This is a genomic window from Salmonella sp. SA14318 (genome assembly GCF_029866905.1).
GTDB classification, from domain to species: Bacteria; Pseudomonadota; Gammaproteobacteria; order Enterobacterales; family Enterobacteriaceae; genus Salmonella; species Salmonella enterica.
Genome location: NZ_CP123282.1, coordinates 4,310,302 through 4,322,859, shown reverse-complemented (window position 1 = coordinate 4,322,859; position 12,558 = coordinate 4,310,302). Strand labels below are relative to the sequence as shown.

General features: G+C 53.8%; 10 protein-coding genes. 6 read left to right on the top strand and 4 right to left on the bottom strand.

The features are described 5' to 3' along the window. Positions 1 to 13 precede the first annotated feature (13 nt). Positions 14 to 424: a phosphate-starvation-inducible protein PsiE gene (gene psiE / locus QEN32_RS20555; RefSeq protein ID WP_080217480.1), complete on the top strand. Its 411-nt coding sequence runs from the start codon at positions 14 to 16 to the stop codon at positions 422 to 424. Positions 425 to 589: 165 nt separating this feature from the next. Here the strand turns inward: psiE and malG are convergent, their stop codons facing one another. The 3 genes from malG to malE all read right to left on the bottom strand — a co-directional run bounded on the left by malG (position 590) and on the right by malE (position 4,361). Then, the gene (gene malG, locus QEN32_RS20550) at positions 590 to 1,480 is read right to left on the bottom strand and encodes a maltose ABC transporter permease MalG (protein WP_001252081.1); all 891 of its coding nucleotides are present in this window, start codon (positions 1,478 to 1,480) and stop codon (positions 590 to 592) included. Between the two features lie 14 nt (positions 1,481 to 1,494). After that, positions 1,495 to 3,039 carry a maltose ABC transporter permease MalF gene (malF, locus tag QEN32_RS20545; protein WP_133323171.1) on the bottom strand — a complete coding sequence of 515 codons (1,545 nt, stop codon included), beginning with the start codon at positions 3,037 to 3,039 and terminating at the stop codon, positions 1,495 to 1,497. Positions 3,040 to 3,170: 131 nt separating this feature from the next. After that, positions 3,171 to 4,361 carry a maltose/maltodextrin ABC transporter substrate-binding protein MalE gene (gene malE / locus QEN32_RS20540; RefSeq protein ID WP_000695415.1) on the bottom strand — a complete coding sequence of 397 codons (1,191 nt, stop codon included), beginning with the start codon at positions 4,359 to 4,361 and terminating at the stop codon, positions 3,171 to 3,173. Positions 4,362 to 4,722: 361 nt separating this feature from the next. Here malE and malK point away from each other — a divergent pair, with 361 nt between their 5' ends. The 5 genes from malK (at position 4,723) to ubiA (ending at position 9,921) form a co-directional block, all read left to right on the top strand. Next, positions 4,723 to 5,832 (top strand): maltose/maltodextrin ABC transporter ATP-binding protein MalK, encoded by a 1,110-nt coding sequence (malK, locus tag QEN32_RS20535; protein WP_000179176.1) that lies wholly within the window; start codon positions 4,723 to 4,725, stop codon positions 5,830 to 5,832. 88 nt (positions 5,833 to 5,920) lie between these two features. Then, positions 5,921 to 7,276, top strand: coding sequence for a maltoporin (locus tag QEN32_RS20530; RefSeq protein ID WP_001594897.1), 1,356 nt, complete (start codon positions 5,921 to 5,923; stop codon positions 7,274 to 7,276). Positions 7,277 to 7,439: 163 nt separating this feature from the next. Continuing rightward, positions 7,440 to 8,357 carry a maltose operon protein MalM gene (gene malM, locus QEN32_RS20525; RefSeq protein WP_000782497.1) on the top strand — a complete coding sequence of 306 codons (918 nt, stop codon included), beginning with the start codon at positions 7,440 to 7,442 and terminating at the stop codon, positions 8,355 to 8,357. 180 nt (positions 8,358 to 8,537) lie between these two features. Continuing rightward, positions 8,538 to 9,035 carry a chorismate lyase gene (gene ubiC / locus QEN32_RS20520; RefSeq protein WP_000019230.1) on the top strand — a complete coding sequence of 166 codons (498 nt, stop codon included), beginning with the start codon at positions 8,538 to 8,540 and terminating at the stop codon, positions 9,033 to 9,035. 13 nt (positions 9,036 to 9,048) lie between these two features. Then, complete coding sequence (gene ubiA, locus QEN32_RS20515; RefSeq protein ID WP_000455249.1) at positions 9,049 to 9,921, top strand: 4-hydroxybenzoate octaprenyltransferase; 873 nt, start codon at positions 9,049 to 9,051, stop codon at positions 9,919 to 9,921. A 98-nt stretch (positions 9,922 to 10,019) separates the two neighbouring features. On the opposite strand, the gene plsB is transcribed toward ubiA, so the two are convergent. Further along, positions 10,020 to 12,440 (bottom strand): glycerol-3-phosphate 1-O-acyltransferase PlsB, encoded by a 2,421-nt coding sequence (gene plsB / locus QEN32_RS20510; protein WP_000017360.1) that lies wholly within the window; start codon positions 12,438 to 12,440, stop codon positions 10,020 to 10,022. Positions 12,441 to 12,558: the final 118 nt, after the last annotated feature.

The window sequence follows — 12,558 nt, the reverse complement described above, 5'->3', positions numbered from 1 at the left end:
AGAGGGGGCTGTTATGATGCCATTATCGCGCTCACGTCTTGAGTTTATCGCCACGATTTTACAAAACGTACTAAATTTGGGGCTGCTTACCCTCGGTCTGATCCTGGTCGTTTTTCTCGGTAAAGAGACGGTTCATCTGGCGGATGCATTATTCGTGCCTGAGCAAACCAGTAAATATGAACTGGTGGAAGGGCTGGTGATCTACTTTCTTTATTTCGAATTTATTGCGCTGATTGTGAAGTACTTTAAGTCTGGCCTTCACTTTCCGCTGCGCTATTTCGTGTACATTGGGATCACGGCGATTGTGCGCCTGATCATTGTCGATCATAAAACGCCAATGGATGTATTACTCTATTCGGCGGCGATCCTCCTGTTGGTTATCACGTTGTGGTTATGTAATTCGAACCGACTACGGCGAGAATAGGCGTCGCCACACCGTAACGGACGTATGGCGTGGCAATAAATTAGCCGCTGTCTATAACGCATAAAAAAAGCGCTCCGAAGAGCGCCAAAATACGACCATAAGTGGGGATAACATAAGTTGAGGGCAGTGGCATTGCCCGTTGCCGGGCAGGTACTTCGATAAAACTTAACCTTTCACCCCCCCTGCCGTCAGGCCGTTGACCAGCCAACGTTGCGCCAACAGGAACACCAGGGTGATAGGAATAGCGGAAAGGACGGCGGCGGCGGCAAAGTCGCCCCACAAATAGTTTTGCGGGTTGAGATATTGCTGCATACCCACGGCCAGCGTATAGCTGTCCACATCACGCAGTAACAACGAGGCGACCGGAACTTCGGTAATCGCCGCGATGAACGACAGAATAAACACCACCGCCAGAATCGGTACGGAAAGCGGCAGCAGCACCAGGCGAAACGCCTGCCACGGGGTTGCGCCATCCAGCGCGGCGGCCTCTTCCAGCGAGCTGTCGATAGTTTCGAAGTAGCCTTTAATCGTCCAGACATGCAGCGCAATGCCGCCAAGATAGGCGAAGATCACGCCGCCATGCGTATTCAGACCGATAAATGGAATGTATTGTCCCAGACGGTCAAATAACGCATACAGCGCCACCAGAGACAAAACCGCCGGAAACATCTGAAAAATCAGCATCCCTTTAAGCAGTGTTGCTTTACCTGGAAAACGCATTCGTGCAAAAGCGTAGGCGCAGGTGGTGGAGAGCGCCACGATGCCGATGGCAGTAATACCGGCGATTTTCACCGAGTTCCACAGCCACAGCAGGACCGGGAAGGGAGGCGGCGTTACCCGACCATCCGCATGTTCCACGCTGAAACCCAGCGCCAGCCGCCAGTGTTCCCAGGAGATTTTATCCGGGATCAGGCTTCCGGTGGCGAAGTTCCCTTCACGTAGCGAGATAGCGATGACCATCAGCAGTGGGAACATGATCGCCGCGATGAAAATCAGCAGCCCCAGGTGCGTGATGAAGAGACGCAGTTTCTGAGATTTGGGTTGGACCATAGCCATTGTTATTATCTCCCTTAATCAAACTTCATACGCGTGGCTTTCAGGTTCACTATTGCCAGCGCGCCTACCAGCAGGAAAATCAGCGTGGCAATGGCCGCCGCCAGACCGAAGTCCTGACCGCCGCCGCCTTCAAAGGCGATACGGTAGGTGTAGCTGACGAGCAGATCGGTATAACCGGCAGGCGTGGTGGTGCCGAGACGGTCTGGCCCGCCGTTGGTCAATAACTGAATCAGGACAAAGTTATTAAAGTTAAAGGCGAAGCTGGCGATCATCAGCGGCGTTAGCGGCTTAATCAGCAGCGGTAAGGTGATCTTAAAGAAATTCTGAAATGGACCGGCGCCGTCCATTGCGGAGGCTTCGTACAGGTCATCCGGAATCGCTTTCAGCAGCCCCATACACAGGATCATCATGTAGGGATAGCCCAGCCAGGTATTCACGATAATCACCATTGCCCGCGCGGTGTTGGGGTCGCTGAACCAGGCAGGTTTAATGCCAAACAGCGCGCTCAGCATCATATTGATTTCGCCAAAGCTTTGGTTGAATAACCCTTTGAAAATCAAAATTGAAATAAACGACGGTACGGCGTAGGGCAGAATCAGCAGGACGCGGTAGATAGCTTTACCTTTCAGCGCTTCCCACTGTACGAGGCAGGCCAATACCATCCCAACCGCCACGGTTAACACCACAGTGAGGACCGAAAAGACCACGGTCCAGACGAAGATAGCGAAAAAGGGCTTCTGGATCCCTTCGTCGGTAAAGACGCGCGTAAAGTTTTTCGCGCCGATAGTAACGGTATAACCAGGACTGAGTTTTTCATCACCCCAGCTTCCGTCGGCGTTGATCGACTGATAATAACCGCTATCGTTGTTTGGCCGGTATTTTACGCCGCTCTGGTTATTGGTAAGCAGGCCGTCATCAGCCAGTGTGTACAGCGGACGGGTACCGGAAAACTGACGCAGCGAGCTCATAATTACTTTACTTCCATCCGGCAGGACGGCGGTTATCTGGTTCAGCGCCAGACGGTTCTGGGTGATTATCCGCAGATTGGCGCGTTCGCCGCCCGGCAGGGCATCGGTCTCTTTCAGCTGTAATTTTTGTTCGCCGCCGAAGGAAAATGCGTCAGACAGGTAATGTTTGCCCGTTTCTCCGTCGGTGAGGGCCAGTTGCCACTCGTCGCCGGCCGGGTAAAGACCGAAGTTATAGGTTTTTCCTGCCTGATAAGAACGGTCCATCAGCACTTGCTGGGCGCGTTCAAAGGTTAGCTGGTTGGTGCTGCTGTAGTTAGTAAAGGCGATGGCGATGGTGCACACCAGCGGGAATAGCACAAACAGCCCCATGCCGGCGAGGCCAGGGTAAACGTAGCGCCAGGCATAGGTTTTACGATTTGCGAAAATATACAGGCCAGCAGAGCTTAAAATCAGCGTCATGATGGCGAACAGATACTCCCCTTGTACGTACATTAAAACTACAAGGTAACCCACCAGCAGGCCCAGCAGACCAATTACTGACCATTTAAGCGGGTCGCTTTGCCACCAGTGTTTCTTTTTAATGACATCCATGGGGGTTTTCCTCTACAGCGTTGAAACTTCCTGGCCGGAGATGTGCCTGATGGCGCTGCGCTTATCAGGCCTACGGTGTGTTGTAAGCCGGATAAGGCATTTATGCCGCCATCCGGCACAGGCTCGCGGCATTACTTGGTGATACGGCTTTGTGCATCTTTCAGCGCGGCATCCACGGTTTGACGGCCGCTGGCGGCGTTGATCACAGCCGTACGTACCGCATACCAGAAGGCGGACATCTGCGGAATATTAGGCATGATCTCGCCTTTCTGGGCGTTATCCATGGTGGCGGCGATACGGGGGTCTTTCGCTAACTGCTCCTGGAAAGATTTCAGCGCCACGGCGCCCAGCGGTTTATCTTTGTTCACCGCTTCCAGACCCTGATCGGTCAGCAGGTAGTTTTCGAGGAACTCTTTCGCCAGCTCTTTATTCGGGCTGGCAGCGTTAATCCCCGCGCTCAGCACGCCGACGAACGGCTTCGAGGGTTTACCTTTGAAGGTCGGCAGCAGGGTGACACCGTAGTTGACTTTGCTCTTGTCGATGTTCGACCATGCCCACGGGCCGTTGATGGTCATTGCCGTTTCGCCTTTATTGAAGGCCGCTTCGGCGATGGAGTAATCGGTATCGGCGCTCATATTTTTGTTCTTGATCATATCGATCAGGAAAGTCAGGCCCGCTTTCGCGCCGGCGTTGTCGACGCCAACGTCTTTCACGTCATACTTGCCGTTTTCAAATTTGAACGCGTAACCGCCGTCAGCGGCGATCAAAGGCCAGGTGAAATACGGCTCTTGCAGGTTGAACATTATCGCCGACTTCCCTTTCGCTTTTAGCTCTTTATCCAGCGCCGGGATCTCTTCCCAGGTTTTCGGCGGGTTCGGGACGAGGTCTTTGTTATAAATCAGGGAGAGGGCTTCAACGGCGATGGGGTAGGCGATCAGCTTGCCGTTATAACGTACCGCATCCCAGGTGAACGGATAGAGTTTGTCCTGAAACGCTTTATCCGGAGTGACCTCCGCCAGCAGACCAGACTGCGCGTAGCCGCCAAAACGGTCGTGCGCCCAGAAGATAATGTCAGGACCGTCGCCGGTGGCTGCCACCTGCGGGAATTTCTCTTCCAGCTTATCCGGGTGCTCAACGGTCACTTTAATGCCGGTGTCTTGCTCAAATTTTTTACCGACCTCGGCCAGACCGTTATAGCCCTTGTCGCCGTTGATCCAGATAACCAGTTTACCTTCTTCAATTTTGGCGAGAGCCGGGGCGGAAATCATCATCGTCGTAAGTGCGGATAATGCGAGGATGCCTACGCCAGTTTTAATCTTCATATCTCCCATCCTTTTTGGTGATGTACACAGAGGTGGTTTAACGGTCTCTAGTTTCTTTATACGACAACCTCTTTCCATCCTCCCCGCCCCTACGCCCCACCCCGGCTTTATGTGATCTGTGTTACATAAATGTGAGTAATGCGTGCTGGCGCACATAAAAACACGCCGATTTTTGCGGGCGGCATCACGAAATTCCTTTTCTGTCCGCGCCCGTGGTCTCAGGCGCTGTGTCCTCATCCTCCCGCCTCCTCCCCCATAAAAAAGCCGGGGGGTGGAGGATTTACCCCAGTCAGGGATCGCGCATAGTCAGGCCATCATGAATGTTGCTGTCAATGACAGGTTGTAACGAAGGGAGAAGGGCATGGCGAGCGTACAGCTACGAAATGTAACGAAAGCCTGGGGTGACGTGGTGGTATCGAAAGATATTAACCTCGATATCCATGACGGGGAGTTCGTGGTGTTTGTCGGACCGTCAGGCTGTGGTAAATCGACCTTGCTGCGTATGATCGCCGGGCTTGAAACCATCACCAGTGGCGACCTGTTTATCGGGGAAACCCGTATGAATGATATTCCGCCTGCCGAGCGCGGCGTGGGCATGGTATTCCAGTCTTATGCGCTCTATCCCCATCTCTCCGTTGCAGAAAACATGTCTTTCGGCCTCAAGCTGGCGGGCGCCAAAAAAGAGGTAATGAATCAACGCGTCAATCAGGTGGCGGAAGTGCTGCAACTGGCGCATCTGCTGGAACGTAAGCCAAAAGCGCTTTCCGGCGGGCAGCGTCAGCGCGTAGCGATTGGCCGCACGCTGGTGGCGGAGCCGCGTGTGTTTTTGCTGGATGAACCGCTCTCTAACCTGGATGCCGCGCTGCGCGTGCAGATGCGTATTGAAATTTCTCGCCTGCATAAACGTCTGGGCCGCACGATGATTTACGTCACCCACGATCAGGTCGAGGCGATGACCCTGGCCGACAAAATCGTGGTGCTGGACGCCGGTCGCGTCGCGCAGGTCGGTAAACCGCTGGAGCTGTACCACTATCCGGCGGACCGCTTTGTCGCGGGCTTCATCGGCTCGCCGAAGATGAACTTCCTGCCGGTGAAAGTGACCGCCACCGCAATTGAACAAGTCCAGGTCGAACTGCCGAATCGCCAGCAAATCTGGCTGCCGGTCGAAAGTCGCGGCGTGCAGGTCGGCGCCAATATGTCTTTAGGCATTCGTCCGGAACACCTGCTGCCGAGCGATATCGCCGATGTCACCCTGGAAGGTGAAGTCCAGGTGGTCGAGCAGTTAGGGCACGAAACACAAATTCATATCCAGATCCCCGCCATCCGTCAAAACCTGGTTTATCGCCAGAATGACGTGGTGTTGGTAGAAGAGGGCGCCACATTCGCTATCGGCCTGCCGCCAGAGCGCTGTCATCTGTTCCGCGAGGATGGCAGCGCATGTCGTCGTCTGCATCAAGAGCCGGGTGTTTAAGGCCTCCATAAAAAAACGAAACGCAAAACCATTCGCAGTTTTAGAAGGTGGCAGCGTTTAAAGAAAAGCAATGATCTCAGGAGATAGAATGATGATTACTCTGCGCAAACTCCCACTGGCGGTTGCTGTCGCAGCGGGCGTAATGTCCGCTCAGGCAATGGCTGTCGATTTCCACGGTTACGCCCGTTCCGGTATTGGCTGGACGGGAAGCGGCGGCGAACAACAATGTTTCCAGGTGACCGGTGCACAAAGTAAATACCGTCTTGGTAACGAATGTGAAACCTATGCGGAACTGAAACTGGGCCAGGAAGTGTGGAAAGAGGGCGATAAGAGCTTCTATTTCGACACCAACGTCGCCTATTCGGTTAACCAGCAGAACGACTGGGAATCGACCGATCCCGCCTTCCGCGAAGCGAACGTGCAGGGTAAAAACCTGATTGAATGGCTGCCGGGCTCTACCATCTGGGCCGGTAAGCGCTTCTATCAGCGTCATGACGTACACATGATCGACTTCTACTACTGGGATATTTCAGGTCCTGGCGCGGGTATCGAAAATATCGATCTGGGCTTCGGTAAGCTTTCACTGGCGGCGACCCGCTCTCAGGAGGCGGGCGGTTCTTACACCTTCAGCAGCCAAAATATTTACGATACTTCTAAAGATACCGCGAACGATGTTTTCGATGTCCGTTTAGCAGGCTTGCAGACCAATCCGGATGGCGTGCTGGAACTGGGCGTTGATTATGGTCGGGCGAATAAGAGCGACGGCTACAGCTATGTTGATGGCGCAACTAAAGACGGCTGGATGTTCACCGCGGAACATACCCAAAGCATGTTGAAAGGCTACAACAAGTTTGTCCTTCAGTATGCGACTGACGCGATGACCACGCAGGGTAAAGGCGGGGCGCAGGGTACCTATGGGTATGCCTATGATACAAAAGACGATGACGGTAATGTCATCCACCACGTTGACGACTACGTCAATAACAACGGCAAACTATGGCGCGTGCTGGATCACGGCGCGATTTCGCTGGGCGATCGTTGGGATCTGATGTATGTCGGTATGTTCCAGAAACAAGACCTGGACAATAAACTCGGTACCGATTGGTGGACTGTAGGCGTACGTCCGATGTTCAAATGGACGCCAATCATGAGTACCCTGCTGGAAGTGGGTTATGACAATGTGAAATCTCAGCAGACTGGCGATCATAACAACCAATACAAAATCACCCTGGCGCAACAGTGGCAGGCAGGCGACAGCATCTGGTCGCGCCCGGCTATCCGTGTGTTTGCGACTTATGCGAAGTGGGATGAGAAATGGGGTTATATCAAAGATGGTGATAAAACCTTACGTTATGCCGCCGCAAGCAACAGCGGTTTCAATACCACCAGCCGTGGCGATAGCGATGAGTGGACCTTCGGCGCCCAGATGGAAATCTGGTGGTAATACGATGGTCATCTGACGTAACGAGGGGCGCAAGCCCCTCTGAAACATCAGGTCTGATGATGCTTGTAAGCCGAATAAGGCGCCAGCCGCCATTCGGCGATATGTTTGGGTTGGCGCGCTATTGCCTGGCTACCGCTGAACCCGCCTTATTGAGGTGAGAATAATGAAAATGAAGAAAAGTCTCGTCGCCCTCTGTTTAACCGCAGGGCTGTTCGCCAGCGTGCCGGGTATCAGCCTGGCGGAAGTGAACTATGTACCGCAAAATACCAGCGCCGCGCCCGCTATTCCTGCTGCTGCGCTACAGCAATTAACCTGGACGCCTGTAGATCAGTCAAAAACGCAGTCTACCCAACTGGCGACGGGCGGCCAGCGCCTTGACGTCGCCGGCATTACCGGCCCGGTCGCCGCTTATAGCGTTCCGGCGAATATCGGCGAGCTGACATTAACTCTCACCAGCGAGGTCAATAAGCAAGCCAGCGTTTTTGCGCCAAACGTGTTGATTCTTGACCAAAATATGACGCCTTCGGCGTTCTTCCCCAGCAGTTACTTTACTTATCAGCAGCCGGGCGTCATGAGCGCAGACCGGCTGGAAGGCGTGATGCGCCTGACGCCTGCGTTGGGGCAGCAAAAACTCTATGTTCTGGTGTTTACGACCGAAAAAGATCTTCAGCAAACCACTACGCTGCTCGATCCGGCAAAAGCCTATGCCAAAGGCGTCGGCAACTCTATCCCGGATATTCCCGATCCAGTTGCTCGCCATACCACTGACGGCGTGGTGAAACTGAAGGTGAAAACCAACAGCAGCTCCAGCGTATTGGTCGGGCCGTTGTTCGGCTCGTCCGGTACCGGGCCGGTAACGGTAGGCAATACCGCCGCGCCGGTCGCTGCGCCAGCGCCAGTCGCGCCGAAGAAAAGCGAACCGATGTTGAACGATACGGAAAGCTACTTTAATAAAGCGATTAAGGATGCCGTAGCGAAAGGCGACGTCGATAAAGCGCTGAAACTGCTTGATGAGGCCGAACGTCTGGGATCGACATCTGCCCGTTCCACCTTTATCAGCAGTGTAAAAGGCAAGGGGTAATTGTTTCCCCACAGTGCTGATTTTGCAGCAACTGGTGCGTCTCCTGGCGCACCTTTTTTTATCATTTCATGCGAATTGTTATTTTTTTGTTGCGCAACAGATCACTTAATTGTGATTACGCCCCCCGTAATGTCTTTTCTGAGATACAATGACTTTAGGTTATGAATCGGAGAGTAAGGCATGTCACACCCTGCGTTAACGCGACTGCGTGCGCTGCGCTATTTTGATGCGATTCCTGCGCTTGAACCCCATTTGCTGGACTGGCTGTTGCTGGAAGATTCTATGACTAAACGTTTTGAGCAGCAGGGAAAGCGGGTAAGCGTGACGCTGATTCGGGAAGCGTTTGTCGGCCAAAGTGAGGTCGAGGAAGCATCAGGTTTACTGCCATCCGAATCCCGCTACTGGTTACGTGAGATACTGCTTTGCGCTGACGGCGAGCCCTGGCTTGCCGGACGTACCGTGGTACCGGAATCCACGCTGTGCGGACCTGAACAGGTCTTACAACATCTGGGTAAAACCCCGCTTGGACGTTATCTATTTACATCATCGACACTGACCCGCGATTTTATTGAAATTGGACGCGATGCAACGCTGTGGGGGCGCCGCTCTCGACTGCGGTTGAGCGGAAAACCGCTGTTGCTTACCGAGCTTTTTTTACCTGCATCGCCGCTGTACTGAGAGGAAGATAAAGATGGAGTGGAGTCTGACGCAGAGTAAGCTGCTGGCGTTTCACCGTTTGATGCGTACAGATAAGCCTATTGGCGCGTTGCTGCTGCTCTGGCCGACGCTTTGGGCGCTATGGGTGGCGACACCGGGTATGCCTCAGCTGTGGATTTTGGCGGTTTTTGTCGCTGGCGTGTGGTTAATGCGCGCGGCGGGCTGCGTGGTGAATGATTATGCCGATCGTAAATTTGACGGACATGTAAAACGTACGGTCAACCGACCTTTACCCAGCGGCGCCGTGACAGAGAAAGAAGCGCGCAACCTGTTTGTGGTGCTGGTGCTGCTGGCGTTTCTGTTGGTGCTGACGCTGAACGCCATGACGATTCTGCTTTCCGTGGCGGCGCTGGCGTTGGCCTGGGTTTATCCCTTTATGAAACGCTACACCCACCTGCCGCAGGTCGTGCTGGGGGCCGCTTTCGGCTGGTCAATCCCCATGGCGTTCGCCGCGGTGAGCGAATCCCTGCCGTTGAGCTGCTGGCTGATGTTCCTCGCCAATATTCTCTGGGCAGTGGCTTACGATACGCAATATGCGATGGTCGACAGAGATGATGATATCAAGATAGGCATTAAATCGACGGCGATCCTGTTTGGTCGTTATGACACATTGATTATCGGGATTCTGCAGCTTGGCGTCATGGCGTTAATGGCGCTGATCGGCTGGTTGAATGGTCTGGGATGGGGATATTACTGGGCTGTGCTGGTGGCGGGCGCGCTGTTTGTCTACCAGCAGAAACTGATTGCGAACCGTGAACGTGAAGCCTGCTTTAAAGCCTTTATGAACAATAACTACGTTGGCCTGGTGCTATTTTTAGGGCTGGCGATGAGTTACTGGCACTTCTGATGTCATGCCGGGCGGACCCGGCCTACAAAGCCAAAATATTCAATACGTCATATCAGTTGCCCGATAAGCTTACGCCATCGGGCATTTCAGGCACTGGCTTACTCGCCCTGCGTCGCGCTTTCAATCGTCAGACGGACATCAGAGGTAATCAGATCGGCAAGCATCTGATATATCTTCATCGTTTCTGCCGGTTCGGCATCGCCCGTATCACTGATATAACCCTCATCCCGTAGCGTCAACACGAGTGAACTGAACACTGCTTTGTCGAAAAACTCCGGCGCGTTAATACCGTGCAGGACAGACAGACGTTGCGCCACGGTACGGCTTTCTTTCTCCAGCGTACTGCGGTTGATGGACGGATTGGCGCTCAACAGCCAGAACGTAATGGCATAACGCTGTAGCGTTTCACGCGCGCCTGCGGCCAGCAGTTGTAGCGTACGGGAATGCGTCGGGTTGATATGCAGTTCATCATCCTGCAGGGTAATTAGCCCCTGACGCTGCATTTCACTGGCCAGAGCGTCAATGACCGAGGCTAACTCCTCGCGCTCCCAGCGCAGGAACAGCTCCGCTTTTAACATCGGATAGAGCGCTTCAACATGCTGCTGCAACGCATCACGCGAAATGCGACGATGCTGGGTGATAATCGCCGCCATCAGCGAAGGCATAATCAACATATGCGCGATATTGTTACGATAGTAGGTCATCAACACCGCCTGCTCGCGCGGCAGGATGATGATATCGCCAATGGTGTCTTTCTCGACCTCAAACTTATTCATCTGCAGCGCGTGAGCGATGAGCTCGCCAGCGCTGGCGGCAGGAACGGTTGAGTCTGTGGAATAAGGGACATTGCGCATCAGATCGAGATAGCAATCAAGCTGCTCGGTGAGCTGCTCGCGGGTGAGCGAGCGCTGACGCGACGCTAACAGCGCGGTACAACACAGGTTCATCGCGTTTGCCGCGCCAGCGTTGTTAATACGCACCATCAGATCGGCGGCGATACTATTTACCGTCGGCGTCAGCCAGGCTGGGCGTATGGCCTCTATAGGGTCGATAGATTCGCGCCACTCCGGCACATGCTGGTTCAGGTACGTCATGAGCGGCATCGGTTCGCCAAAGTTAACGTAGCCCTGACCCAGATTGCGCAGCTTGCTCAAGCCTTTCAGCATCTGCGGCAGGCTCTCTTTCTCTTTTGTCGCGCCGCGCAGTTCTTTCGCATAGGTGCCCACTTCCATGACGTGCTCATAGCCGATGTAAATAGGCACTAACGTAATTGGACGGGTACCGCCGCGCAGCATCGCCTGGATAGTCATCGACAGGGTGCCGGTTTTCGGGTCTAACAAACGTCCGGTACGCGAACGTCCTCCTTCGACAAAATACTCAACCGAGTAACCGCGGCTGAACAGCTCGCCCAGGTATTCGCGAAAGACGGTGGAATAGAGTTTATTCCCCTTAAAGGTGCGACGAATAAAGAACGCGCCCAGACGACGGAAAATCGGGCCAGCGGGCCAGAAATTAAGGTTAATACCGGCGGCAATGTGCGGCGGAACCAGTCCCTGATGGTACAGCACATAAGAAAGGAGCAAGTAGTCCATATGGCTGCGGTGACAGGGTACATAGACGATTTCATGCCCGTCGTGCGCCAGTTGGCGTACGCGCTCGGCGTTATGCACGTTAATCCCCTGGTACAGTCGGTTCCAGGTAAACCCCAAAATCCTGTCGGTCAAACGAATCATCTCGTAAGAGAAGTTCGCCGCGATCTCTTCCATCAGCGCAATGGCGTTTTGCTGCGCTTTTTCATGAGAGATTTTTTTACTGCGCGCTTCGTCTTCTACCGCGCGGGCGATCGCTTTCGAGGCCAGCAGTTTGTTAAACAGATCCTGACGGGCGGGCAGGCGTGGGCCAACCGCCGCCAGGCGCTGGCGAGCAAAGTGCATACGCGCCACGCGAGCCAGCTTCTGCGCGATGATTTTATCGGTGCCGTGTTCATCAGCCATACGACGCAATGAGACGGACGGCGAGAATCGGACAAAGCTATCGCGACCCAGCCAGGAGATGGCAAAGAATTTCTGTACGCCGTTCAGCATACGTAAAGGCGGGTTATCTTCTCCCTTTTCACGACCCGGCGCGCGGCCAAACATCACGGAAACGGGCACCATCTGCACGTCCAAAGCCGGATTACTCCGATGCAGATCGAGATAATCGTGAAAAAGTTTCACCGACTCTTCTTTTGGCGTGTAATAGGTAAAGACACGCGGTCCGCCGTGAATAAATACATAGCGTGGCAACAGCGCGCCGTCGATCTCCAGCGGCTCCAGCGGATCCGGGAGATCGTGCGCCAGACATTGCGCCCGCAGCGTCAGTAAGTCCGCTTTTGAGTTGTATGGCAAGACATACATAATGGGGCGAGAAGTATCGAGCCCCAATTCCTGGGCGGGTTCCGCCGGAATAGACTTGCTTTTTACCAGTATGCTTAATGGTAAATTCAGTAATTTGTAGTAAATTCGTGGCCAGCCGGACATAAACGATGTAAAGCCTCTGGTTAATAATGCAAATGCGGTGCAAGGATATCAGAAAGTTTAGCGAATTTCTGTTGTATCCCGTCATACTTCGCGCTGCGTTACGGCAGTCCGAATCGTG